Source organism: Actinoplanes sp. NPDC049668, assembly GCF_044465445.1.
GTDB lineage: Bacteria > Actinomycetota > Actinomycetes > Mycobacteriales > Micromonosporaceae > Actinoplanes.
Genome location: NZ_JBITLR010000013.1, coordinates 12,527 through 39,507, shown reverse-complemented (window position 1 = coordinate 39,507; position 26,981 = coordinate 12,527). Strand labels below are relative to the sequence as shown.

The 26,981-nt window shown below is 67.9% G+C and carries 10 protein-coding genes; 7 read left to right on the top strand and 3 right to left on the bottom strand.

Annotated elements, in window-relative coordinates; genetic code table 11:
* Nucleotides 1-128: 128 nt before the first annotated feature.
* The 3 genes from ACIBSW_RS39660 to ACIBSW_RS39650 all read left to right on the top strand — a co-directional run bounded on the left by ACIBSW_RS39660 (nucleotide 129) and on the right by ACIBSW_RS39650 (nucleotide 10,886).
* Nucleotides 129-3,578, top strand: coding sequence for a LamG domain-containing protein (locus ACIBSW_RS39660; protein WP_354721328.1), 3,450 nt, complete (start codon nucleotides 129-131; stop codon nucleotides 3,576-3,578).
* Between the two features lie 104 nt (nucleotides 3,579-3,682).
* Complete coding sequence (locus tag ACIBSW_RS39655; protein WP_354721326.1) at nucleotides 3,683-10,474, top strand: RHS repeat-associated core domain-containing protein; 6,792 nt, start codon at nucleotides 3,683-3,685, stop codon at nucleotides 10,472-10,474.
* Nucleotide 10,475: 1 nt separating this feature from the next.
* Nucleotides 10,476-10,886, top strand: coding sequence for a hypothetical protein (locus tag ACIBSW_RS39650; protein WP_354721324.1), 411 nt, complete (start codon nucleotides 10,476-10,478; stop codon nucleotides 10,884-10,886).
* A gap of 289 nt (nucleotides 10,887-11,175) precedes the next feature.
* Here the strand turns inward: ACIBSW_RS39650 and ACIBSW_RS39645 are convergent, their stop codons facing one another.
* Entirely contained in the window at nucleotides 11,176-12,444 is a 1,269-nt protein-coding gene (locus ACIBSW_RS39645) for a DUF2637 domain-containing protein (protein WP_354721322.1), read from the bottom strand.
* Nucleotides 12,445-12,599: 155 nt separating this feature from the next.
* Nucleotides 12,600-15,344, bottom strand: a complete 2,745-nt coding sequence (locus ACIBSW_RS39640; RefSeq protein ID WP_354721320.1) for a BTAD domain-containing putative transcriptional regulator — start codon at nucleotides 15,342-15,344, stop codon at nucleotides 12,600-12,602.
* Nucleotides 15,345-15,646: 302 nt separating this feature from the next.
* On the opposite strand from ACIBSW_RS39640, the gene ACIBSW_RS39635 reads away from it, so the two are divergent.
* The 3 genes from ACIBSW_RS39635 (at nucleotide 15,647) to ACIBSW_RS39625 (ending at nucleotide 19,997) form a co-directional block, all read left to right on the top strand.
* Entirely contained in the window at nucleotides 15,647-17,488 is a 1,842-nt protein-coding gene (locus ACIBSW_RS39635) for an Hsp70 family protein (protein WP_354721318.1), read from the top strand.
* A gap of 24 nt (nucleotides 17,489-17,512) precedes the next feature.
* Nucleotides 17,513-19,342 (top strand): hypothetical protein, encoded by a 1,830-nt coding sequence (locus ACIBSW_RS39630; protein WP_354721316.1) that lies wholly within the window; start codon nucleotides 17,513-17,515, stop codon nucleotides 19,340-19,342.
* Between the two features lie 238 nt (nucleotides 19,343-19,580).
* Nucleotides 19,581-19,997 carry a hypothetical protein gene (locus ACIBSW_RS39625; protein WP_354721314.1) on the top strand — a complete coding sequence of 139 codons (417 nt, stop codon included), beginning with the start codon at nucleotides 19,581-19,583 and terminating at the stop codon, nucleotides 19,995-19,997.
* Between the two features lie 45 nt (nucleotides 19,998-20,042).
* Here ACIBSW_RS39625 and ACIBSW_RS39620 read toward each other — a convergent pair whose 3' ends face one another.
* Nucleotides 20,043-20,168 carry a hypothetical protein gene (locus tag ACIBSW_RS39620; RefSeq protein WP_354721313.1) on the bottom strand — a complete coding sequence of 42 codons (126 nt, stop codon included), beginning with the start codon at nucleotides 20,166-20,168 and terminating at the stop codon, nucleotides 20,043-20,045.
* A 939-nt stretch (nucleotides 20,169-21,107) separates the two neighbouring features.
* Here ACIBSW_RS39620 and ACIBSW_RS39615 point away from each other — a divergent pair.
* A complete protein-coding gene (locus tag ACIBSW_RS39615) occupies nucleotides 21,108-26,969 on the top strand; it encodes an RHS repeat-associated core domain-containing protein (RefSeq protein WP_404799605.1) in 5,862 nt (1,953 codons plus the stop codon).
* Nucleotides 26,970-26,981 lie beyond the last annotated feature (12 nt).

The following is a 26,981-nucleotide window of genomic DNA, read 5'->3' as shown; positions in this document are numbered from 1 at the left end:
TAGCTCGGGGTTGCTGCAACATTGATCATTCTCTTAGTCTCCGTCGGCAGTCACACCGAGGGGGACCGAGAGCGATGCCTGGAACGAATGGTCGAGGGTCGGGCTTCTTGCCTCGGCAAGCGGCGGTGGTGGCTGTCCTGTTGTTGCTGGCGGCGTCCGGCACCATGCTGCCACCTGGTTCTGCGGTGGCCGCTGCTCCTCCACTAGGAGCACCTGCGGCTGTTCGCGATGTCGGTGCGGCGAAGGCTGCTGCGAAGGAGTCGGGCGAGCCAGTCGAGGTGGTAGGCGCGCGGACCGAGTATGAGCAGACGTTTGCCAACCCCGATGGCACGTTGACGACGGCGGTCGCGGCTCGGCCACAGCGCATCCGAGCGGCGAACGGTGCCTTCGTGGCACCGGATCCGAACTTGGTCCGTGCGGCGGACGGGTCGGCGACGACTCGCGCGACGTCGGTGTTCGTGAAGCTGGCTGGTGAAGGCTCGACCGAGCTGATGCGTGTCGGATACCGCAACTCGACGCTGGTGCTGACCTGGCCGACCCCGCTTCCTGAACCAGAGCTCGACGGGCCCGTGGCAACCTACCGCGACGTCCTTCCTGACGTGGACCTCATGGTCCGCGCGGACGTCGATTCGGTATCGCAGATCCTGGTGGTCAAGACACGGGAGGCGGCGGCGCTGCCTCAGTTGAAGGCGGTGCGGTTCGGCGTGCGCATGAGCGGCCTGACGTTGTCGTCGGACGCGGACGGTGGCGGCGCATGGCTCGACTCCGAAGGCACGGAGGTGTTCGAGACGGGACCGGCCGCGATGTGGGACTCCTCTGGTGGTACTGAGCCGACGGGGTCATCCCGGGTCGCGACCAAGGCTGCGGCGGACGACAAGACCGGTGACTCCGATGGCGGCCTCTGGGAACCGGGACGGTCCGCCAGGCAGGCCGCCATGCCCGTCTTTGTCAGCACCGACGAGTTGAGCATCGTTCCCGATGCCACCCTGATCGACGACCCGAAGACGGTCTTTCCCGTGGTCATCGACCCCACGGTGTCCCGGTCGAACTGGTCGATGATCAATGACACGTACCCGAATCAGTCGTATGTGATGAACGGTTACGACAAGAACGACCACATGAAGGTTGGTTGGACCAACGTCCCCAAGTCGATGCATTACCGCTCGATGGTCGACTTCTCGCAGGCCTCGTTCGCCCGCAAGCATGTCTTGGACGTCGAGCTCGAGTCCTACCTCACCTACTCGTGGGACCTGAAGAACGACAAGTGCACCGCCACCAAGACCCGCCTGCACTCCGTCGGCGCGTTCAACTCCAGCTCGAACTGGAACAATCACGAGAGCACCTGGAGCGGAACGCTCGCCGAGTCACCGTCGAACGAGAACTGCACCGGCGGCTCCATCCGCACAGAGTGGAAGTCCGACGCTCTCCGCAGTTACGTGCAGGGCCGTGCCACCAACAACGGCAAGGTTTACCTCGGGCTGTCCGGCTCATCTGACTCACACTGGAAGAAGTACGACGAGAACAAGACGAAGCTGCTCGTCACCTACAACTCGTATCCCAATACTCCGACGAACCCGACCGTGCAGAGTGGTACCTCGACCGCGGCGAAGGGGTGTGTCACCGGCGCCGGCCGTCCGGTGATCGGACTGCGTGCCGACGGAACGTTCCAGCCGATTCTCAAGGCGAAGATCACCGACCCTGACGGTGCTGCGGAGAGTGATCTGAAGATCGCGTTCACGTGGCAGAAGGACGCCGTCGCGGACGCGCCCGGCTGGACGGCGGGCGGTACCGCGGAGGCGACCAAGCTGAAGTCCGGCGGTGTCGGCCCGTACACGATCCCGGCCTCCGCCAAGATCGCCGATGGCGACCTCGTCCGGTTCAACGCGCAGGGCCTGGATCCGTGGTCCTACGCCGGGGAGTCCGGGACCGACAAGTCGAGTGTCACGGGATGGTGTGAGTTCCGGGCGGACAAGACGTTGCCGTCGGTGCCTGTCGTCTCCTCATCGACCTATCCCCAGGACGACGCTCCGCACGGGTCGGCGGGCGAGACCGCCACCTTCGCGTTCGGTCCGGGGCCTGCGACCGACGTAGTCGGGTACGAATGGGGCTGGTCAGAGCCACCGACGACGTACATCGCGGGTGCGCAGGTCAGCAGGAAGCTGACTCCGCCGCCCCCGCAGGCATCGGATCCCACCGATGGCGGCCCGGTGTCGCTGTATGTTCGCAGCGTCGACGGTGCAGGCCAGCGCAGCGACACCCTGGCCTACGACTTCCTCGTCGGTGAAGCAAGCGGACCCGTCGCCGACTGGAAACTCGGCGGGCCGGCCGGCGCCGCGACGCTGCCCGATGAAAGCGGATCCGGCGCCGACCTCACCGCGACGAACGTCACCCTGGGCGTTTCCGGCCGGGTGCGCGACAGCGCGGCGAGGACTGCGCCGACGGCTGCGGGCTTCAACGGCTCCAGCTCGCGTGGCCACATCGGACAAGCGGTTATCGACACCAGCAGCAGCTTCTCGGTAGCCGCCTGGGTGAAACCTGATCAAGTCCAGGGCGATCGCACGATCCTGGCTGCAAATGGCACCCAGACGGCAATGTTCCGGCTGCTGTACCACAAAGACTCCAACGCCTGGTGTGTTCAGCTCCGGGCCTCGGACCTGCCTGACGCGACCTTGCAGAGCGTCTGCGCCGCTGCTCCGCTGCGCGTTGGTGTCTGGTCTCATATCACCGCCGTCGTCGACCGCGGTGCCGACGCCAACGGAGTACGGCTCTACGTCGATGGTGTATTCAGGGCTCAAACAACCGGAACTCATGCGTGGACGTCGACCGCCTTCTCCGTCGGATCCGCCATGGTGAGGGGCGCGCAGGGCGACTGGTTCAACGGCAGTCTCGCCGACGTCAGGGTCTGGAACCGCGTCCTCACCCCGGCGGAGATCGCTCCGATGGCCACTGACCTGGTGGCCCGCTACCGCCTGGACGGCGATGGCTCCGACGCCGCATATGGACGTGATGCCGCCGCGACGGGCGTCATCCAGTGGGGTAGTGACCGCTTCGGCAACGACTTCTCGGCCGCCACGCTCGGCGACTCGCACAGCTATCTGGCCGGCGAGGCGGCGTTGCGAACAGAACAGTCCTACACCGTCTCCGCCTGGGTGTATCTCGACGTGGCGCCTGGCGCGGGTCACATGTTCCTGGCGGGTCAGGGCGGCACATCGCGCTCCGCGTTCTACCTTCGCTACCAGGGCTCCTATCAACGGTGGGAATTCATGATTCCCTCCGCCGATGTCGCCACTCCGACGTGGATGGCAGCTCGATCAACGGCTCCGCCGGTGATCGACAAGTGGGTTCACCTCGTCGGGGTTCACGATGCCGGGAGTTCTCAGCTTCGCCTATACGTCGATGGCGTTCCGCAAGGTGTGCCGGTGGCGATCACGGGCTGGGCTTCTGGAGGTCCGGTCATGATCGGGCGGCATCCCATGGGCAATATCGACTTCTTCGGCGGCACCGTCGATGACGTACGGATGTATGCCGGCGCGATGGCCCCCAGCGAGATCGTCAATCTGTGCGACTGCCCGGCATGAGGAAGAGGACACCGTTGAACATGTCAGCCCTTCGGCGTTCCCGTGCGGCTGGCTCCGGCCGTCGTCTGCTCATCGGTGGTACAGCCCTCGCTGTCCTCGCCGGGGTGCTGACCCTGCCACCTGTCGAGGCGGCCGTGGCCGCCGACCGGCCCCGCGCTCAGGTGGACGCCTCCGTCAGCACCGTCGCGGTGAAACCGGTCGACCGGTCGACACCTGTCGGCGACTTCTTCACACCGCCGGAAGTGCGCTGGCCCGCTGCCGCCACGGCCGAGCTGGCGCTCGGACCGGCCGCGGTCTCTCCCACCGCGGCCAAGACCTTGTCGGGCACCAAGGTCGGCGGGATGCCCGTCAGCGTCACCGCGGTCGCACCGACGAAGGCGCCGGAGCGGATGTCGGCCGCCGACGAGCTGGCCCGGGTCCGTGTCGAAGTACTCGATCACGCACAGTCGGAGAAGGCAGGCGTTGACGGTGTCCTGCTCCGAGTGCAGCGGACAGACGGCGCATCCTCGACCACCACGGCGACCGTGGCCCTCGACTACTCGGCCTTCCAGTACGCCTACGGTGCCGACTGGTCGTCACGGCTGCGCTTCATGACCCTGTCCGACTGTGCCCTGGACGCGCCCGCGAAGACGAACTGCCAGGGCCAGAGCGTCCCGACGACCAACGACGGCAACGGCATCGCTTCCGCCGAGATTCCGATGAAGTCCACCAGCACTCTTGTCGCGCTCGCCGCCGACCAGAGCAGCGACAACGGCACCTTCGCTGCCACCAGCCTGCAGCCGTCGTCGACCTGGTCGGTCAGCGGCAACTCGGGTTCATTCAACTGGTCCTACCCGATGCGCGTGCCCGCGCCGATCGGTGGCGACGCGCCGCAGGTGTCGCTGGGCTACTCCTCGCAGTCGGTCGACGGCCGGATGAGCGCGTCAAACACCCAGCCCTCCTGGGTCGGCGAAGGCTTCGAATACTCGCCGGGCTACATCGAGCGCAAATACAAGACCTGCCGCGAGGACAAGAAGGATGGCAACAACACCACCGACGCGGGCGATCTGTGCTGGGTGACCGACAACGCGACCATGTCTCTCGGTGGCCAGTCGACTGAACTGCTCTCCACGGAACCGGCCGAGGCGTACCACGGCGAAGGTAAATGGCGTACGCGCGAGGACAACGGCTCGCGCGTCGAACGCAAGCTGAATCGCGACAACGGCGACAACGACGGCGAGTACTGGGTCGTCACGAACACCGACGGCACGCAGTACTGGTTCGGCAGCCGATCGGCCGCAAACTCCACCCTGACAGTGCCGGTCTACGGAAACCACGACGGCGAACCATGCCACGCCGCAGCCTTCGCCGACTCCGCCTGCGGCGGCAAGCCCCAGGCCTGGCGCTGGAACCTCGACTTCGTCGTCGACCCGCACAAGAACACCCGGACGTACGTCTACGCCAAAGAGACGAACAAGTACGCCCGCAACCTCAAGACCACAGACCTCGCCGAGTACGACCGAGGCAGCTATCTGACCCGGATCGACTACGGCTCCCGCGACGGCGAGGCGGGCACCGCACCGTTCCGCATCTCTTTCACCCCGGGCGACCGGTGCGTGACCTCATGCTGGACCAGCGGGAAACCCAACAAGTCGAACTGGCCCGACACCCCCTGGGACCAGGAGTGCAAGGAAAGCCCCTGCCTCAAGCCCAGCCCCAGCTTCTGGACCACCCAACGCCTGGCCAAGGTGACCACCCAGCTGTGGAGCGGCACCACCGACAAGTACAACCCGGTCGATTCCTGGACCCTGAACCACAAGTTCCCCGACATCACCGACGGCAGCCACGCCGGGCTCTGGCTCGACAGCATCACCCACACCGGCCACACCGGCGGAACCGACATCACCCTGCCGAATGTCACCTTCGCCGGCGAGGCGCTGCCGAACCGGGTCGACTCCGGCTCATCCGACCCCGCCCCGGCCATGAAATGGTGGCGGCTCAAAGGCATCACCACCGAGACCGGCGCGACGATCGGCATCCAGTACAAGCCGTCGGACTGCTCAAGACCGGGTGGCCTGCCCGCCGAAGAGCACGACAACCCGAAGCGCTGCTATCCCGTGCGGTGGACGCCTGACGGCGCTGAGAATCCCATCAACGACTGGTTCCACAAGTACGTGGTCGACTACGTGACCGAATCGGACTCGGCACTGCCCGCGGCCTACCGGTCCCCACGCGTCGTCACCTCCTACGACTACGTCGGCGCACCGGCATGGCACTACACCGACGACGACGGCCTGGTCGACAAAGAGGACAAAACCTGGTCGGTATGGCGCGGCTACGACACCGTGCGCGTGACCAAGGGTGACCCCGGCCAGCAGCACCTCACCGAATACCGCTACTTCCGCGGCATGGACGGCGACAAGCAGCCCAGCGGCAAACGGTCCGTCACCCTGCCCGCCGTGGGCACCTACGCCCCGGCGGTCAAAGACGACGACGTCTTTGCCGGCATCATGCGCACGTCCGTTACGAAGAACGGCACCACCCAAGTCTCCGGACAGGTCCAGCAACCGTGGCACTCGGCACCCACGGCCACCCGAACGATCAACGGCGACACCGTCGAAGCCGTCTTCACCGGCATGACCGCTACCTGGTCGTGGACCGCGCTGCCGGGCGGCAAGCAGCGCGTCACCGGCGTGCGTAACACCATGGACTCCTACGGCATGACCCAGCGCGTCGACGCTCTGGGTGACATCGCCGTCACCGGCGACGAAACCTGCTCGATCACCACGTACGAGCCCCGCAACATCGACGCCTGGCTGGTCAAATACCCCCACCGTGCCCAGCACTACGCCACCTCGTGTTCCGCCGCGACCGATGGCCGGGCGCTGAGCACCGACGACGTCATCAGTGACACCTGGACCTGGTACGACACAGAGAAGAGCCGCGGATCCGCCGGCCCCACCAAGGCAGATCCGGTCAAGACCGAAAGCCTGTACACCTGGAGCAAAGGCAGCGGCAACGGCGACCCCGGAACACCGGGCTACCGGGTCACCGCGACGCGGACCTATGACAAGTACGGCCGCCTCGAAACCGAGACCGACGTCAAGAACCGGCTCACCCGCACCGAATACACCCACAACAGCGGGGGACAGACGGTCGGTCTCGCCGTGATCAACCCGGTCGGCTGGCGGACCACGTCGGTCCTCGAACCGGCCTACGGCCAGCCGATCAAGACCACCGACCCCAACGACCGGGTCACCGAGAAGACGTACGACTCGCTGGGCCGACTGACCCAGGTATGGCCAGCGACGCGGAACCGGGCCAGCGGCCAAACCCCTCAGATCAAGTACACGTACACCGTCCGCAACAACGCAGCCTCCGCCGTGACCACATCGGCACTCGACGCCAACGGCAACTACCGCACGGCCGTCTCCCTCTTCGACTCGCTGCTGCGCCCGCGACAGACGCAGGTGGAGGACACACCCGAGCCCGGCAAAGCGCAGGGCCGCATCATCACCGACAACCACTACGACACGGCAGGTCGCAACTGGGAGTCGTACAACGGCTTCGTCACCGATGGGGCACCTGAGGCCAACCTGCGCTTCCCCGAGTCCGAGACCCAACTGACGAACGTCACCTCGACGAAGTTCGACGGTGTCGGCCGGCCGATCCAGACGAGCGTGGCAGGCGGCGGCAAAGTCCTCTGGAGCACCACGACCGCTTATGGTGGCGACCGGGTCACCGTCACGCCACCGGACGGCGGCACCGCCACGACGACCGTCCAGGATGCCCAGGGCAGAACCATCGCGGTACGGCAGTACAAGAAGCCCGCCGACGCAGGCAGCGACGACCCGCAGACCTACACCGCGATCTCTTACGCCTACAACCGCAAGGGCCAGCTCTGGCGCGAGACCGACGCGCTCGGCAACGCCTGGACCCACACGTTCGACGTGCTCGGGCGGCAGACCCAGAGCATTGACCCCGACAAGGGCGTGACCGAGAGCTTCTACAACGAGTACGACGAACTCGACCACACCCGCGACGCCCGCGGGACGTTGCTCTACTACGGCTACGACACGCTCGGCCGCAAGACCTCGCTGCGGGAGAACACCGCAGGCGGGCCACTTCGCGCAGCCTGGACCTACGACACCATTCAGTCGGACACCACCAATCCGCCGACCACCATGTCCGTCAAGGGCTACGCAACCAAGACCGTCCGGTACGACAACCGCGGCACCAGCCCTGCTGCCTACGTCAACGAGGTCGCTGGGTTCACCCCCGACTACCGGCCGACAGGCGCGAAAATCACCGTCCCGGCTACCCTGACCGGACTCGCCGGTACCTACCGCTACGCCTACACCTACAAGGCCAATGGAGCACCCGCCAGCACGACCGTGCCGCAGGCAGGCACCGGTGCCGGCCGACTCAACCGCGAAACCCTGACCTACCAATACGACGCGCAGGGCGAAGCCAACACAGTCAAGACTGACCTGTCGGCCAGTGGTGATCCCGTCTTCCTCATCAACGGCACCAGCTACACCCGGTTCCGTGAGATCGGTGTCGTCGGGTACCGCTACGACGGCGGCAAGGGAATCGACACCCAGATCCTGTACGACCAGTACAGCCGACGGGTCAAGCAGACCAAGGTCACCCGTGCCACCGCGCCGGCGACCATTCTCGACCAGCGCTACACCCGCAACGACTTCGGCAACATCACCGGCATCTCCGACGTCACCTCGAGCGATCATCAGTGCTTCCGGCACGACTACCTGCAAAGGCTCACCGAGGCATGGACGCCCCAGGCCGAGGGATGTACCCCTGACCCGTCCGAATCCGAACCCCTGCTGGGCGGACCCGACCCGTATTGGCAGTCGTGGACCTATGACGAGATCGGCAACCGCCTCACCTCAACAACCCGGACGGCCGCCGGCAGGACGACCAGCAACTACACCTATCCGGTTCCCGAGCCGTCACTGCCGGAGAAGGCTACCTATCCCCATGCGGTGAAGAGGATCGTCACCACCGGCGCCGAGACCGCGGACACCGCATACGGCTACGACGAAGCCGGCAACACGATCAGCCGGGGCGACGACCAGACCCTCGCCTGGGATCCCGAAGGCCACCTTCAGCGAGTCGGCGAAGCCGACGGCGACACCACCTATCTGTACGGCACCGACGGGTCGCGCATGATCGCCGACGACCCGAAAGCAATGACGCTCTACCTCCCCGGCCAGGAGGTCCGATACGACAAGACGACCAAGGTCGCCAACACCACCCGCCACTACCAGCACGGCGGCCAGGTCGTCGCCTCACGCACAGCCAAAGGCCTGAGCTGGCTCATCAACGACCACCTCGGCACCGCCCTCCAATCCGTCGACGACAAAACCCAAGCGGTCACCCCCCGCCGCCACCTCCCCTTCGGCGCCACCCGACCCGCCAACACCGCATGGACCGTCAACAAGCTCGGCTTCGTCGGCGGCAACCTCGACGACACCGGCCTGACCCACCTCGGCGCCCGCGAATACGACCCCAAACTGGGCAGGTTCATCTCGGTCGACCCGATCATCGACCTCTCCGACCCCCAGCAATGGAACGCCTACGCATACTCCAACAACTCGCCCATCTCCTACAGCGACCCGTCCGGCGAGACACTCGGCTCCGCAAGCTGTCCTCCGGGCATGGTCGATTCCTCCAGCGGCTGCACCGGCGGCGAGAACGGCACCGCCAACGCCAAGGGCCAAGGCGGTTACAACGAGTCGGTCGAGACCTACGACAACGGCACCACCCACACCACCAAACCGGGCGGCAACAACCGCATCAACAACGTCGAATACCCGGGCTGGGAAACCCGCCCGATCTACTGGCCCTCGACGGAGGACATGGCCAAGGCGCTGGACCGTTACAAGGGCGACCACCCCGTCATGCCCTGCCCGTGCGTCATCGACCAGGACGACGATGACTTCACCACGGCGATGATCCTCCAAGCCAAGATCAAGGGTTACCTGAAGGTCGATCCTAGGGCGGAGGCAGAAGCTTTCGATACGCGCCTCTACGCCAAGGCGGGGAACCTTGCGGGCGACGCCAACGGCTTCGGTCATGGCCCCGTCATGGCTGGGCGGGTACGAATGCCCGCCGGCGGAGTGAGGATCCCAAGGATCCCCAACACCTGCCGAAGTTTCTCTGGAGAAACCCGGGTCCTGATGGAGGGCGGCACCTCCCGCGCCATCGAAGACTTGAAGCCTGGTGACAAGGTCATCGCTCGTGACCCTCGCACCGGCAAGGCAACGCCCCGCCAGGTCAGCGTGGTCTGGTCCCACGAAGATGAAATGTCGGAGCTCCGCCTCGACAGCGGAACGATCGTGACGACCGAGGATCACCCATTCTGGAGCCTGACCGAGGGCCGCTGGAATCGCGCGGACGAACTCGACCTAGGTGAACTGATCCTGACCGCAGACGGCCAGGGTGAACCAGTTCGTGGCCTCGACACCGCCAAGCGCCCCGGAACGGCAGTCAACCTCACCGTCGACGACCTCCACACGTACTATGTGCTCGTCGGCGACGTTCCGGTCCTGGTACACAATGCCGCCCCTGAGCCCGACCCGTTCGGTGTGCCTAGAGTCCCAGGGGTCTATATCATTACCCTGGATACAGGCGAACAATATGTTGGTCAGGGGAAAAACATCTCTGAGCGATGGAGGCAACACTTTTCCCCGAAAGGTACCCTCACTAAGGCTAACTTTACTCGGGAAAATATAGCGGGTATCGAATATCGGCTTCCCGGGCCGGGGATCTCCCTCAACCAACTCGAGAGCGAGGTTTTTGACGAATTCGGTGGCAAGGCGAAGCTTCCTTACAATACTAACAATCCCACCATGTACAAGCTTTTCGGAACAGGTCCCGGCGGCAAGTGTGGTTGAGGTGAATAACTTGGCAATTAGGCCATCAAGCGAATGGCGTTGCAGTATTGCGGAAGAGGCTCGCCTCGTTGCTGAGGGTGTGCTGGAGGACGAGTTTGCGGTAACTGCTGGGTTGTTTCCTCCAGCTCTGTTGCAGTGCTTCGATGAAGTCTTCGATGCCTTCGAGCGGGACGTGTCCGAGCTGGAACCGTCATCGGACATAGAGGTTACTGCTGCTATTCGAAGGGTTGTTCTTGAGCTTAACTCGCTAAATGAAAAGCATGATCATGATGCGATTGCCACAGCTGAGCGCGCTCTGCTGTGTGGATACATCGATCAAACGATGACCGAAGCGGGCGTCGACCTTGACGCGCTAGCCGCTCGCCGTGGCGTTTCGCGTGAGGATATAACTGACGAGTGGCGTACCTGGTAAGTATCCTCGACCCTCGCTAAACGCGGTCGCGTGGATGGTGGCAACGAACCCACCGGCGGTCGCAGGTCGGCTGGCAGTGTGAGGGCGGCTGGACCGATCACCGCAACTGCCATGGGCACGTCGTCGAGCGCGACGCGACCAGGGAGGTGAAACGTCTCATGGCCGCGTACACGCGGTGGTGCCGATAGCGGCCGTCTTCATCACCAGTTGCCCCTTCTCGACCTCGCCCGGCCACCGTTGGGGCCGGTGATGCAGGCGGCGAGCCTCTCAGTTTTGATCCGGGGCCGGGTCAATTCGGCGGCCCCGCATGCAGTTGCGTCGTGTGACAAGGGGCGGCGGTGACCAGTTGCCCGGCTGACGTGCTGTAGGCGGCGTGAGCATCTCGGTAGCGGCGTACCGCGCGGCGGCCCGTTCCTGTCGAGTCGTCGGGGCGCCCGGCAGTGCGAGCGAGCTCCGCGCCGGTCGGCTCGTGACCGATCTCTACGCCGCGTAGCCACGTCCGGTACATGACGGCGTCGATGTCGGAGGTGGGCCTGTAGAACTCGGGTGATCCTACGGCCGTCGGTTCTTCCGACCATGCCGGTTGCTTAGGGCATTCCGTCGTGGCGTGCGGTGAGATCGCAGTCAGCACGTCGCTGCGGTCGTTGTCGCGTCGATCGGCAATCGGCGGTGGCAACCTGCAGTCGGCGGCATCCCTGGTAGGAATCGGGGAATGTTCTTCGAGTCTTGCAAGCCGGTCCCCATCGATGCCGATGGCTGCTCCGCGGCGAGCCTTCGCAGTGCGACGCCGGTTGGACGCTTGGCTACCCGTCACCTGGTATCGCTCGTCGGCTCGAGCCATCAGTAAAGGTGCTGTCTGCTCCGTAGTCGGCGGCGAGGTTGCAGCAAACGTCGTCGGGTCGGTCCCCATGTGAGCGCGACGTACGGCGAGCTCCGCGGCCCGGTTTGCCGTGGCGCGCCGGGCGCGTGCCGTGCCGGTGGTGGCGGTGTGTGTGTCTCGGGCGGTGTCGTGCCACAGCCGTGCGCGGCGCAGTGCCTCGTCGGTGTCGCGCAGGTTGTATTCGATGGCCAGGAGCCAGGCTCGGCAGGTCAGCCGGGGCATGACGGCCCAGCGGATGAGTCGGAATTTCGCGGTGGGTGCGTCGATCAGGCCGTTGGCGCGGCGGGTGGCCCGGTATCGGTCGCGGAGTTTAAGTAGCCAGAGGACGAACGTGACGACGGTGGCGGCGGCGTAGATCCGTCCGGCGCGGGGTCCGCCGTGGGTGAGGTTGGTCCAGGTGGCGAAGCTGGCCACGCCGGCGGCCAGGAGCCATAGCAGGGCGGGGTTGTCGCCGTCGCAGGCGCGCAGGTAGCCGCCGAGGATGAGGAATATGGCGGCGATCTCGAGTATCGCGGGTACGAGGAAGCGGCGTAGGTCGGTGATGTCGGCGGCGATGGCGTATTCGACCTGTCCGCTGGCTGCCAACAGGGTGGCGCTGGCGGCCAGGAGCCATCCCAGTACATCGTGAATCACCTTGGCCGCCGGCGGGAACCGGCCGGGATGGCCGGCCTTCGGCATGACCGTTCGTTGATCGGGGGCCGTCGGTGCGTTTCGAGCGGCTGTAGCACGGCGGGCTGGCGTGTCGTGGGTGGACATGGCAGGGTTTGACTCCCTTCATGGCAGCCGCGACGTGCTGGTCGGGCCCGGCGCACGCGCTGGCGGGATGGCTTCGGTTATTCGTTGGGGTCTTGCAGCTGTGCGGCGAGGGCGAGGGTTTCCTCGGACGGTTCCTCGTCGATGCCGTGCAGGGCTTCTTGCAGCTGCTGCAGCACCGCCCGTATGCCCGTCCTGTCGCCGGTCTGGGCGCAGGCACGCATGACGCGCCGGGCCAGGTCTTCGTTGGTCGGGTCGAGGGCGGCCGCGGCGTGGAGGAGACTCGTCGCGGCTGCCTGGTCGTGGGGTGCCAGGAGATCCGCCAGCTCGAGCCGGCTACGGATTCCGCACCGGCGAAAGTGTTCGCGGGCGGGTTCGATCCACTCGTAGTCGTATCCCTGGGCGAGGGTGCCGGTGTGCACGTCGATGGCCTGCCGCAGCAGTTCAGTCCGGTCGTCCGGGTCCGCGGTTCGCGCGCGCCGCAGTGTGTCGTTGAGTCGCCAGACGTCGATGTCGAGGAGGGTGGGGTTGAGGTGGTAGCGGCCGCCGGTGTTGACGACTGGCTGGATGGTGGTGTCGCCGGCGGCTTGCCGGATCCGGCGGCGGAGGTCGGCGGTTTCGGTGGACAGTCGTTGTGCGGCGCGGCGCATGGTGGCCGTAGGCCAGAGTGCTTCCATGATGTCGGGTAGGTCGGCGCCGTCGCGGTGGATGGTCAGATAGACGAGGAGCTCGCGGGCGTGGTGGCGCAGGCCGGCGACCGGGTTGTTGTCACGGTCGTGGATGGCTGGTGCGCCGAGTAGGCGGATGCGGACGCGGTGGTCGGTGGCCGGGCGGGTGCCGCCGGTTCGATGGGTGGGGGCGGTGTGCTCGGCGTCCCCTGCTCCGTCGGGCGGTGCGGGGGTGCTGTCGTTGTCGCTGTTCATGTGGCCAGGCGCGGCTGCCATGCCGGTTCGGTTGTGCCCAGGGTCGGCATCCGCGGCGTCGTCGGGTTGATCCTCGGCCGGATCAGCGGGTGCCGTGGATGCCACTGGTGTGGGGGAGGCAGCTTCGCCGGTGTGCATCTCGTGCAGCGCGGCCAAATGTTGGATGGTCGTGGCGGTATCGAGGACGGCGAATCGCTCGCTGCCGGTATGGCCATCGGCCTGGACGGCGGTGGTCTCGCCGTGGGGCCATTCACCCAGGATGATCGCCTGGATCTGCAGGGGAGTGCTGAGCAGCAGTGCGGCGCACAGGCGGGCGTGCAGATTCTCCGGCGGGCGGCAGGTTATGAGGAGCGCCGGTGGCATGGGCGGGCGTGGGTCGGCGGCGCGCAGCGCCGGCAGGTCATCGACGTCGTGGTCCTGCAGGTGCCGGTGGCGTTCGATCACGAGGTCCTCGAGGTGTGCCAGCGCATCGGAAAAGTTGGCGCTCACATGCAGTCGTGGGATATCGGCGGGTGCAGCAGCGCCGCCGAGTAGGGCGGTGAGGGTGTCGGCGGTGACGATGGCCAGCCCTTGGGTATCGGGGTCGGCAGGGGTTCCCGACGACAGGGCGGCTACCAGCAGCGCGCGGGCGGCGGACTCGGCGCCGGCGCCGACCAGGCCGCGCCCGGTCCCGGGTTCGGTGTCGCCGGTTCCGCTCAGGACCGCGGCGGTGGGCCCTGGGGGAGGAAGGTCGGGCTGTACGGCCGCTGGCAGGCCGGCGGCGTCAATGACAGACGGCGGTGTGGACGACGTGCCGGTCGAGGTGGGCTCCTGCTGGCCTACCTTGTGCCTGATCGCTGCGATCATCGGTGACAGGGGCGTAAGGCTGGGATCATCGTCGGTGGTGCGGCGGCGCTGTGCGGGGACGACGGTGCGGTGGCGGCGTCGCAGCCAGACCGTCGCGCCGGCCGCGGCGAGGGATGCAGCCAGCGGCAGTGTGATCCATCCATGGGGGACTGCCCTACCGTCGATGCGGGGATCGGCCGGCGCGGTGGGGGAGGGATGTGGAGCCTGCCCAGCCGTCGGGCCGCCGGCGTGGGGCGGTGCCGTCTCGGCATCGCGTGATGCGCTCGGTGCGGCAGCCGAAGGGCCGGCGGTCGCGGATGCTCGCGGCACTGCACCCGCTGCTGGCGACCCCGGGGATGAGGTGTCGGGTCGGTGGGGCGGGGTGATGCCGGGCCGTGGCGGGCGGCGATCGGGTGCGGTGGTGCGCGCGGGCAGGGTCAAGGTCCAGCCGGGTTCGATGTGCCGGCCGCCGCGCATGTGGCGATAGCGGTCGTTGTTGAGCTGGTAGATCTGTCGCCATTGGTGCGGGTCGCCGAGCCGGGTAGCGGCGATGTCCCACAGGGTGTCGCCGCGGTGGACCGTGACGGTGCGCGAGACTTTCCCCGGCTCCGCAGTTTGCCGGCTCGCGGCCGCTGCCAGGACGGGGACAATGTCGGCGGTGATCGCGGTCGCGTCGGTGTCGGTCACGGTGGTGGGCGCGGCGGCGTTCACCGGCAGCGCGCCGACGGTGGAGGTGACGGTGGCGGCGCCCAGCACCGTGGCTGCCAGTCCTTGCACCGGGCCGGGTAGGAGAGCGGCCGCACGCGCCCATCGCCAGTGCCACCGCCGGACACGTAGCGACCACACGGCGAGGATCATGGCGGCCAACAGTGCCCAGATCAGCCACGCCACAGCCCGAGCCGTCGCGGGCACGTACTGGGGCCGCAGGGGGTCCTGCAGCCAGGTGTGCAGCTGTGCCGCCGACGGCACCCGATCCGGTAGCGGGCTGCCGCCGAAAACGGCCAGGACGAAAGGCGTCCCGGCCAGCACCGTCACCGCGACCACCGTGGCCCGGACCGCAGCGATCACCTGGATCATCTCGACACCCTTCCTTTCCTCGTCGCCGGGCCCGATAAGGTTCCGAGTCCGGGCCCGTCGACGGGCGCGGCATCCAGGCCGCCTGCGATCACCGCCTGCCACGGGAACCCGTGGTAGGCGGTGATGCGAGGCTAGGCACCGGCCGGCCCTCCTGGCGGTCTTCGGCGCCTCACAGCCGCTCACAACGACTCACACAGACTCACCACCGCAGGTCAGCACCCGTGTCCGCAGACGGGAGTGGCGGAGCTACGGAAGTCCATTGCGGACTGACGGAACGGCGATCTTCTGCTTCACTGGCTGGCGTGCATTCACGGCTGGCGATCAACTACGGCGCCGCCACGGTGCGGGCGATCCTGGTCGCACCCGGCGGCAGCACGACGCTGCATTTCGACGGTGCCGCCGAGATGTCGACCGCGGCCCACGTCAGCAACACCGGGATCGTGACCGGGGCGGCGGCATGGCGCCACGCCGCCGCCGACCCGGACGGCCTGGTCGTGTCGCCGCTACGCGCCGGCACCGGCCGCGTCACCGTCGGCGGCGTTGAGGTCGAGGTCGTCGACCTGGTCGCCGCGGCCCTGCGTCAGGTGGCAGCCGAAGCCCAGCAGGTGGCGGGGGAGCCGGTCGACGATGTGCGCATGGTCGTCCCGGCCGGATGGGGTCCCCGCCGTCGGACCTGGCTGCGGCACGCCGCCCGCCACGCCGGCCTGCCGGTAGCCCGCCTCATCGAGGCGCCGGTCGCCGCGATCGCCCACCTCGACGACACCGTCGCGGCCCGGGCGAATGCCGGCGGGCCGGCGCTGGTCCTGGATGTCGGTGCCGGCGGCGAGGTGACGGTCGTCCAGCACGCTGCGGGCGGTGGCGAGGTGCTGTCCACCCTCGCCGACCCGGACGCCGGCGGGGACCGCATCGACGCCGCCCTGATCCGCGCGCTCACCGGAACCGACCTGGCCGACCTGCCCGCCGAGCACCGGTGGCCGGTGCTGACCAACGTCCGGGCCGCCCGGCACGCGTTGTCCGAACAGGTCGCGGTGACGATGCCGGTGCCCGGCGGTCAGCCACCCATGGTGGTCAACACCCAGCAGGTGGCCGAGGCGGCGCAGCCGGTGTTCAAACGCGTCGGTGAACTGGCCGCACAGGCGCTCGGCAACGCCGACCTCACCCTGGACCAGGTCAGCGGCGTGTACCTGATCGGCGCCGCGGCCGTCACTCCCGGCGCCGGCGAGATGATCGCCTCGAAACTTGGCGCCACCCCGCAGCTCACCAATTCCCCGCAGCTGGCGGCCGTGCTCGGCGCCGCCGACACCGACACCACCGCGGTCGCCGGCGGCGTCGAGGAACCGCTGCGGCTACCGCCGCTGCACCGGCTGATCACCCTCGCCCTGCCCGGCCTGGCGTCCCTGGCCCTGTACGCGCACTTCGTCTTGTCCGCCGACTTCTACAACGGCACCCCCGACCGTCCCGGAGTCGGCTACTACGTCATGGCGAACTGGGGCGAACTCGCGGTCGCCGCCGTCCTCGCCGCGATCACCGCCCTGCAAGCGGCGGCGTTGTTCGCGGCCCTGCTCGACCAACGCGCCCCCACCCGAGCCGGGCAGGCCGCCACCGGCAGGATCAGCGGCGGTATCGCGATCGCGGTCGCTGCCGGGCTGGCCACCGCCGGCCTGTATGCGATCACCGCCGCCGTGTTCTTCAACCATCCCACCGCAGACCTGCTGCGCTGGGCACTACTCCCAGTCCTGCCCACCGCGGCGATCGCCGCGCTCGTCGCCGGGCTCGCCTGGCGGCGCGCCGCCGCACCCGTCGGCGGCTGGGACGGCTTCCTCGCGTTTCCCGCCAGCTCCATGACCACCGCCACTGCCGGCATTCTCGCCGTGAGCCTGTGGTGGCACGGCGGCCTACCCGCGTGGCTCAACGACTGGACCACCGTCATCGGCCTGACCGGCGGCCTGCTGATCGGTACCGCCGTCGCCTGCGCTCTCGTCCGGCATCCCGCCGCCCGCCTCGCGCTCACCGTGCCGATCGGCGTCTTCACCACCATCATCTCCCGCAGCGGCCCCGACATTCCGGCGATCATCTGGGCGATCGCCGTCGCAGTCTGGTGGGCCGGGCACGCGTGGGCACTGGTCCGCACCCGGCCGAACTGACCCACAGGCTTTGTCATGCGCTGGATGAATCGCCTCGCCACCGCGGTGGCCGTGCTGATCATCGTCATCGGCCCGCCGCTGCTCGCCGGCCTCTGGCTGCGGCACCATCCGTGGCGTCCGCCCACCCAAGCTCAGGTTCACGCGTGGCTCGAGCAGCCGGTGACCGCCGGCACCATCATCACCGCCTGCGTCACCGTCGCCGGCGTCGCCTGGCTGCTGCTCCTGACGCACCTGACCCGCCGCGCCCTGACCGAGCTGCGCCGCCGCCTGCACCGCATGCGTCACCTGCCGGTACCCACCCCCGCCCAGATGACCGCCAGCTCGATGGCCGGCATCGCCGCACTCACCCTGCCCGCCACACCCGGCGAACACCCCCCACCGCCGCCGGCGACGGCAGGGACACCGCAACCCTCCGACCCAGACCCGGACCGAGCCGCGCCCCACCCGGACCAGCCGGTGAAGACACCGCCGGCGGGTGTCGACCTGCCCGGCGGTGGCTGGATCCCGTACCGCACCGCCGCCGCGATCACCGCGCTGGCCGGCCTGGCCTGGCTGCACCGCCGCCGCTACTACCGACCCGACCCCCACCGGCCCCGCGACCACCGCCACGACCCCGACCTGCAACCGCTGCCCGGTGCTATCCACACCATCACCACCGCTGTCACCGGCACCGCAACCACCGGGCACGACCACACACCGTCGACGCTGCTGGCGCTGCGGTTGCCTGAAGGGGTTCTGCAGCTCACCGGACCCGGTGCTGCCGCAGCCGCCCGAGGACTGCTGATCGTTTCCGCCCTCACCACCACCAGCGGCGATACCCCCGCAGTGTCGGTGCCACCCAGCGACCTGCGCACCCTCCTGCCTGCCGGCGACCCGACGGACCTAGGCGTGGTCGACCTCGTGGCAGCGCCGGGCGCCAGCACCGGTCACCGGACCGGCACCCTCGTCGTGCTCGGCGACGACCCCGCCGCCACCCACCGCTGGCACGTCACCGCCGACGGCACCGCCACCGGGACCGGCCTCACCGAGGCCCGCCGACTCTGCACCCTCGACCCGCAGACGACAGCCGACCTGCTCTCCCTGAGCAGTCCCTGGCCGTCACCCGCACCTGTCGCCGACCCGCCACCCACACCCCAGCCCGGCCCGGCGACCGTGCTGACAGCGGAACCCGGTACGGCTACCGCGGCGCACCTGACGCTGCTCGGCGGCTGTCACCTGAGTGTCGCCGAGCAACAGGTCCACATACGGCGCACCGCCGGCCTGCAGATCCTCGCCTACCTCGCCGTGCACCCCGACGGCGCCACCCGCAACGAACTCACCCACGCCATCTGGCCACACCTACCCGCCGCCACCATCAGCCAGCGACTCCACACCACCCTCACCGACCTACGCCACCAACTACGACCCCTGCTCGGCGACGACCCCATCACCCGCCACGACCACCGCTACCTGCTCAACCGCCGCGCCATCCCCACCGACCTGGACCAATGGCACACCGCCGTCCACGCGATGACCCACGCCATCGGCACCACCGCCCAGCACCACGCCTGCCGGCGCGTCGTCGAGCTGTACCACGGCGAACTCGCCGCAGGCCGCGACTGGCCGTGCCTGATATCCGCGCGAGAACAGGCTCGTCGCACCGTCGTCGACGCCTGCGTAACCCTTGCCGAACACACCGAACCCGACCAGGCCCTCACCTGGCTCCAACAGGCCATCACCATCGACCCCTACAACGAGGCCGTGCACCAGCACGCCGCGGACCTGCTCAACGCAGCCGGTGACCACGCCGGCGCCCGCGACTTGATCAACAAACTGAAACGGCGCCTGACCGAGCGCACGCCCACCCCGCTCTGATCGATCGCCTACTGCGCCGCCGACGGCCCGTGACTGCCACCCCGGCACGCCCGCGCCAGGCCGTCCGCTGGATGTGGCATGCCCGAAGCGGGCGCGACGGGTAGCGAGGTCCTTCAGGGGTGTTTAGCTCGGCGCATGCCCGAGCGAGATCACGGATCGCGTCGTCGATGACCCGGCGGTGGGGCCGGCGGACAAGTCGGGCTACTCCGTGACGGTGCGATAGCCGTATGGTGCCAGGGTGATCAGGATTGGGCCCGTTGCCCTGCTCTTCTCCGCCGTCCTCCTCGCCGGCTGCACGTCCGCTTCGGACGCCCCCGAGACCTTCCGAAGCGGAAAGAACGTGCGGATCGAGCGGATGGAGCGCCTCGGCGTGGTCGAGGAGGCCTACTGGCACACCGAGCAGACCAAGGACCTCACCCCCGGCGACGACCAGGACGACCCCTGGGTGCAGGGCGTGGCCCGACTTTCGAAGAGTGAGTTCGACCGGCTGTTTGACGCCTGGGAGTGGTATCCGGTCAGTACCGAGCCGATCATCCCGGTCGACCTCAAGGGCAAGCTCGACGCCGGTGATTCCTGGTACCTGGGCGAGCTCGAGGACGGCGTCTACTACTTGGAGACCGACACCCGGTTCGTGCTCTTCATGGTCTGGCCGTAGGTCACCGCTGCCGACTGTTTCGCCAGGGTGGCGATGCCGCGAGGATCAGGATGCGGCCCAGTCGACGGTGTCCGGTGATGGTCGCCCCGCGTCGCATCGCGGCCGGGCGAACAGGTCGAACACCTCCTCGCTGATCTCGATGATGTGCGGTTCGGGTGCAGGCGTGGTCATGTCAGTTCCTCCTGTAGCCGGCCGAGACCCACGGCACCGATGTCGATGGCGCGCTGCGCTGTCTCATGCAGGCACCGGCGGTGCCGACCAACCCGGATGACGGTGAGGATCGGGACGAGTGAGCTGACGACGTTGGGCGCCGCCGGGCGGCGCCTCACGTCCTTCACCGTCAGTCCGTTGCGTGGTGCGTGGCGGGACGCTGAGGTCTCAGGAAACCGGTGCCGGTGTCGCGCCGGTCGCGGTTCGCAGACTTCGGGCGGTTACGGCCGCGGGGTCACGAGTTGTCAAATCGCGATAACGAATCGATCGAGCTAATTCGGCGCTTTCGGCATCGTTTTATCGGTTCAGCTCTCATGGATGTGAATGACAGCGTCGAGAGTAGCGCGTGGCTCATGCAGCAACCTTGCCCCAGGGTAACGAAGTGCTGGCCATATGTCCGTTGCGTCTGATTGATCATCGCCAGTTGTAGTCATCTCTTGCGGACATCGTTTAGATCCTCATAACATCCGCACGTCTCAATGTGAGGCTTCCACGGGGGAAGGGCCGGGCATGGACTCGGAAGTCGGTTCGTCGTCTCTGTTTGAGGGTCTCTGGCGCTGGATTCGCCGGTCCACGCTGACAGTGGCCATGATTGTTCTGGCCGGATCGCTGCCGTTCGCGGGAGTTGCGCGGGCCGAACCCAAACCCGCACCGAAACTCAAAGCCGACAGGTCGGTCGCGGTCGGTACCGTCGAGGCCCGGGCGCCGCAGAGGTCGCAGACGCAGACCGACCTTTGGGAGCCGTCTTCGCCACGGTGGCCGTCCCCGAGCAAGGCCGAAGCAACATTGGGGACAACCGGTCTCAGCAGCGTGGCCGGCCAGCCGGTGCGGATCGGAAGGACTGTCGCCCAGGCGGGGCGGCCAGCATCTGCGCAGGTCGACAAGGTCACCTCCGAGGTAATGAGCCGTGCGCAGGCGGCCGCCGCCGGTGTCTCCGGGCTGATGATCGGCCTGACCCGCGCCGACGGCGAACCGGCCGCGGCGCCAGTGTCCGTGGAGATCGACTACTCGGGTCTTCGCAACGCCTTCGGCGGCGACTACGCACGCCGGCTGCAACTCGTCGAACTGCCGGCCTGCGCGGCGATGACGCCCGCCGAGGCGCAGTGCCAGGCGGCGACGCCGATCCGCGCCAAGAACGACCTCACCGGATCGCGGCTGGTCGCCGACGTCGACGTCGACGCGCAGCAGGCCACCGTGCTGGCCGTCACGACCCTCGCGGCCAGCGCCGACACCGGCACCTTCGCCAAGAGCGATCTTGCCGATTCGGCGTCCTGGGCGGCCGGCCGGCAGTCCGGCGACTTCTCGTGGTCGTATCCGATGACGGTGCCGCCTTCGCCTGGCGAGCTTGAGCCCGAGGTGGGGCTGAGTTACAGCTCGGGTGCGGTGGACGGGCGTACCAACGGGGAGAGTGCTCAGCCTTCCTGGGTTGGTGAGGGTTGGGGCTACGAGCCGGGTTTCATCGAGCGGCAGTACCGGGCGTGCCGTGACGACGTGACCGGTTCGACCACGGCTCAGTACACCAATGCCACCGACGACCTTTGCTATCGCGATCAGAACGCCGTGCTGTCCTGGAACGGTCAGTCGACCGAGCTGGTGCTCGACGACGCCACCGGCAAGTGGCGGCTGGCCGACGACGACGGCTCCTACGTGGAGCTGGTCACGGGTGGTGGGACCGGCACGGGGTACTACAACAATGAGCATTGGAAGCTGACGACGCCGGACGGCACGCAGTACTGGTTCGGTAAGAGCCAGCTGCCGGGCTGGCAGAGCCCGCAACCGAACACCTCGTCGGTTTGGGGTGCGCCGGTCTTCGCCAACCGCTCCGCCGAGCCCTGTTACAAGACGGGCGGTTTCGCCGGGTCCTGGTGCGCGATGGCCTGGCGCTGGAATCTTGACTATGTCGTCGACCCGCACGGCAACACCATGTCGTACTGGTACCAGAAGGAGACCAGCAACACGAAGCTGGCCGGTACCACCACGGTCAGGGCGTACGACCGCGGCGGCTGGCTGAAGCGCATCGATTACGGCACCCGCTACGGCACCGAACTGACCACCACGGCGCCGATGAAGGTCGACTTCACCCCCAGCGACCGATGCCTGGCGACGTGCTGGAGCGGCTCGACGCCGGTGGCGGCGAACTGGCCCGACACCCCGTGGGACCTGCAGTGCAACGCGGCGCCCTGTGCCAACAACACCGCGCCGTCGTTCTGGACGGCCAAGCGCCTCACCAAGATCGCCACTTCGGTGTATTCCGGCGGCGCCTACACGCCCGTGGACGAGTGGGCGTTCACGCACAGCTTCCCCGCCACCAACGACACCACCGACCCTTCGTTGTGGATGTCGACCATCATCCGCACCGGCCGTACGGGCGGCAGCCAGGCGCTGCCCCGGGTCGACTTCGGCGGCACCCGCGGCGCGAACCGCACCGACTACAACACCGCCGCCGCGGTGCCGACCTCGAACAAGTACCGCATCACCCGGGTCACCTCGGAGACCGGCGGCGAGCTGCAGATCGCCTATCAGGGCTCGGACTGCACCACCACGTCGCAGGCCAATCCGGACACCAACTCCAAGCGCTGCTTCCCGCAGTACTACACCCCACCGGACGCCGCCGCGGGCTGGGCGTGGTGGAACAAGTACCGCGTGAGCAGCGTGACCGAACGCGATCTGGTCGGTGGCTCCCCGGACGTCCTGCACACCTACGCCTACAGCACGGCCGGATCCAGCACCTCGGTGCTGTGGCACCACGACGACACCGGGAAGTGGGGGAAGTCGCTGCCGCTGCGCACCTGGTCGGACTGGCGCGGCTTCTCCAACGTCCAGGTGATCACCGGCCCGACGACCGGCACCCGCACCAAGACCGAGTACCGGTACTTCCGGGGCATGCACGGCGACCGCACCGATGCCGGTGTGACCGCCCGCACCGCCTCGATCACGGACTCGCACGCCGCGAGCTGGCAGGACACCAACAACCGGGCGGGCTTCCTGCTCGAGGAGACCACCTACGCGGCCGACGGCACCACCGCGCTCTACAAGACCCGCTACCAGCCCTGGCCCAAACGGACCGGACTGCGCACCGAAGCAGAAACCCATGCCCAGCCGCCCACGACGGAGTCCTGGTTCACCGAGGTCCTGCGCGAGGAATCCTTCGAGTACCTGCCGGCGACGTCGACCTGGCGCGAACACGAGGTCGAGTACGCCTTCGACGCCACCTACGGGCAGGTCGTCAAGGAGACCGACCGCGGCCTGGTCGGCACCACCGACGACGATGTCTGCACCACTACGACGTACGCGCGCAACACCGCCGCCACCGCCTGGCTGCTCGACTACCCGGCCGAGGAACTCGTCACCAACTGCGCCGCCACCCCCGGCCCGGCCGACGTCCTCGGCGGCGAACGGACCTACTACGACGGCTCGGCAACCCTGGGCGCGGCACCGACGCGCGGCCTGGACACCCGAACCGACGACCTGGCCTCCTACACCGGCACGACCGCGAACTGGGTCACCTCCGGGACCGCCACCTGGGACGCACACGGCCGCGCCCTGAGCGAGACCGACGCCCTCAACCGGACCACGAGGACGGAGTACACGCCGGTCCTCGGCGGCCCGGTCACGGCCGAGAAGGAATTCGACCCGGCCGGCTACGACACGGTCACCGCGTTCGACCTGCGCGGTGAGGCCTCCTCCGAGACGGACTCCAACGGCCGGGTCACCAGCGCCGCGTACGACCCGCTCGGCCGGATGACCAAGCTCTGGCTGCCCGGCCGCACCACCAGCCAGACGCCGAACACCCAGTACGAGTACACCGTCAACGGCTACACCTCCCCGAGCCACACCCGCACCCTGGACCTTGGCCCGAACGGCAACCAGATCAGTTCGTACGAGATCTACGACGGTCTCCAGCGCCTGCGGCAGGAACAGATCACCACCCCGGACGGCAAACGGGCGATCGCCGACACCCGCTACGACGCCCGCGGCCTGGTGGGTGCCAGGACCGACTTCTACAACAACGCCTCCGCGCCGGCCGCCACCCTGGTGAGCTTCGCCGACACCGCCGTCGACGCGCAGACCCGCTACACCTACGACGGCCTGGAACGAGCGACCGAGTCCGCGTTGTGGTCGCGCAACGTCAAGAAGTGGGCCGGCACCGCGACGTTCTCCGGAGACCGCGTCACCGTCATACCGCCGGCCGGCGGCACCAAGACCACCACAATTCTCGACGTCACCGGCACACCGACCCGCCTGCAGCAACACCGCGGACCGGGCGCGCAGGACCCCGTCGACGAGACCGTCTACACCCACGACCGGCTCGGCCAGCTGACCAGGATCACCGACCCGGCCGGCAACAACTGGACCCGCAGCTACGACCTACTGGGTCGGCTGACCGGCACCACCGACCCGGATGCCGGAAGCACCGCCTACACCTACGACAACGCCGACCAGCTCACCACCACCACCGACGGGCGCGGCGAGACGCTGTGGCGCCGCTACGACTCCCTCGGCAGGATGACCGAGCTGCGCGACGACTCCGCAACCGGCGCCCTGCGGGCGGCCTGGACCTACGACACCCTCGCCGAGGGCGAACTCACCTCCGCCACCCGGCACGTCAACGGCAAGCAGTACACCCAGGCAGTCACCGGCTACACCGCCAACTACGACCCGACCGGCATCAAGGTCACCGTCCCGGACGGACACACCGGCCTGACCGGTGAATACACCACCGGCTACACCTACAAGGCCGACGGCTCGATCGACACGATGACCTACCCCGCCGTCGGGACGATGCCGGCCGAGACCGTGACCGCCACCTACACCGACCCCGGTGACATCGCGACCCTGACCGGCACCGACACCTACCTCGCCGGGGCGACCTACGCCTGGCACGGCGGACTCAAGCAACGCCTACTCGGCTCCGGCGGCAAGCGGATACGCCTCGACGACACCTTCGAGGAATCGACGTTGCGCCTGACGAAGTCCCAGGTCTTCACCGAGCGCGCCGGCGCGGCGAACACCTGGGACGAGAAGCTCACCGAACTGTACGGATACGACCAGATCGGCAACGTCACCTCCATCAACGAGGTGAACGAGGCCGCCGGCAACACCACCATCACGCAGCAGTGCTTCGAACAGGACTACCTGCGCCGCCTCACCGAGGCCTGGACCACCACCGCCGGCACCTGCCAGGCCGACCCGAGCCAGGCCGCCGTCGCTGGCCCGGACCCGTACTGGCAGTCCTTCACCTACGACGTGATGGGCAACCGCACGACCGACACCACACACACCGCCACCGGCGACACCATCCGCGACTACGCCACCCCCGCCGCCGGCGGCGCACAGCCACACGCGCTGACCCGCCGCGACACCCGCGGCGGCGGCCCGACGACCTCCTACACCTACGACCCGGCCGGCAACCTCAAGACCCGCACCGCAGCGGCCGGCACCGACACGCTCACCTGGGACGCCGAAGGCCTCCTGCAGAGCCTCACGGCCGCGGCCGGCGGCACCCACAACTACCTGTACGACGCTGGCGGCACCCGGCTGCTCACCACGGACCCGCTCGCCACCACCCTGGAACTCGGCCACAGCGAAATCCGCGTCGACAACGCCGGCACCGTCAAGGCGACCCGGTTCTACGGCGACGCCGTCCGCACCACCGACGGCGGCCTGACCTGGGTGACCACCGACCACCACGGCACCGGACAACTCGCGATCGACGCCGCGACCCTGACCTCGGCCCGGCGCCGCACCACACCCTTCGGCGAACCGCGGGGCGCCGCACCGATCTGGCCCGACCGCACAGGCTTCGTCGGAGGCACCAACGACGCCACCGGATTCACCCACCTCGGCGCCCGCGAATACGACCCCGGCACCGGCCGCTTCATCTCAGTCGACCCGCTCGTCGACTACGGCGACCCGCAAACCCTGCACGGCTACGCCTACGCCAACAACAACCCGGTCAGCTTCTCCGACCCCGACGGCCTGATCCTGGACCCATGGGCCGGCGGCGGAGGACCCGCGGGCAGCAGGGGCTACATCTCCTTCGGCGGCGGCTTCGGCAAGGTCGGCGGGTCCGGCGGGGCACGCGGCGGCGGAGCCCACCGGGCGAAGGCAAAACCCAACAAAGCACAGAGCAAGGCCAAGCGTCAGGGCCAGTACAGGTCCGAGGTCGACCGGCAGCGCGCCGAGAAGAACTACTCGAAGCGTCACCCCGCCAAGAACAGCAAAGCGAAGCCGAGCAAGCACAAGCCATCCGGCAAGAAGGGCGGCGGCAAGAAGTCCGGCGGCAGTAAGCCCAAGGGCAAGACCGGCGGCAAAAAGAAGTCGGGCGGAAAGAAGAAGCAGCCCAACTACAAAGCCGCGAAGCCCAAAGGCAAGCCAGGCAGACCCAAGCCGCCGACACCGAGGGAGATCATCGAGGCCGGTGGAGCCCAGGCGCCCAAGCCTCTGCCCAAGAACCCGCACGCCGTGTCCCTGCCGAGACGCATCATTGAAAGAATTAAGGATGCAATTGGCCGTCAAACCGATCGGACGGGCGATGGTCTGAAGGATCTAGGCACTTCGGGTGCGGACCACGGTGCCGCCCTTCTTGAGGGACTCCCTCGAGCTGGGACGGCTGTCCCGCGCAGCTCTCACCCGCAGATCAAGAGCAGCGCGGGAGAAGGCGGGTTCGAGCCTGGCAGCGAATGGCTGCTGGCTCCATACGTCACCGTCTGGAGCATCCTCCGGGCCGTCCGGCTATGGCGAGTATGGCGACGACGATAGGATGACGAACGT

Excerpts from the sequence above, each read along its gene's own strand:
- ACIBSW_RS39645 (WP_354721322.1), bottom strand. The coding sequence starts at position 12,444 with ATGCCGAAGGCCGGCCATCCCGGCCGGTTCCCGCCGGCGGCCAAGGTG.
- ACIBSW_RS39640 (WP_354721320.1), bottom strand. The coding sequence starts at position 15,344 with ATGATCCAGGTGATCGCTGCGGTCCGGGCCACGGTGGTCGCGGTGACG.
- ACIBSW_RS39630 (WP_354721316.1), top strand. The coding sequence starts at position 17,513 with ATGAATCGCCTCGCCACCGCGGTGGCCGTGCTGATCATCGTCATCGGC.
- ACIBSW_RS39620 (WP_354721313.1), bottom strand. The coding sequence starts at position 20,168 with ATGACCACGCCTGCACCCGAACCGCACATCATCGAGATCAGCGAGGAG.
- ACIBSW_RS39615 (WP_404799605.1), top strand. The coding sequence starts at position 21,108 with ATGAGCCGTGCGCAGGCGGCCGCCGCCGGTGTCTCCGGGCTGATGATC.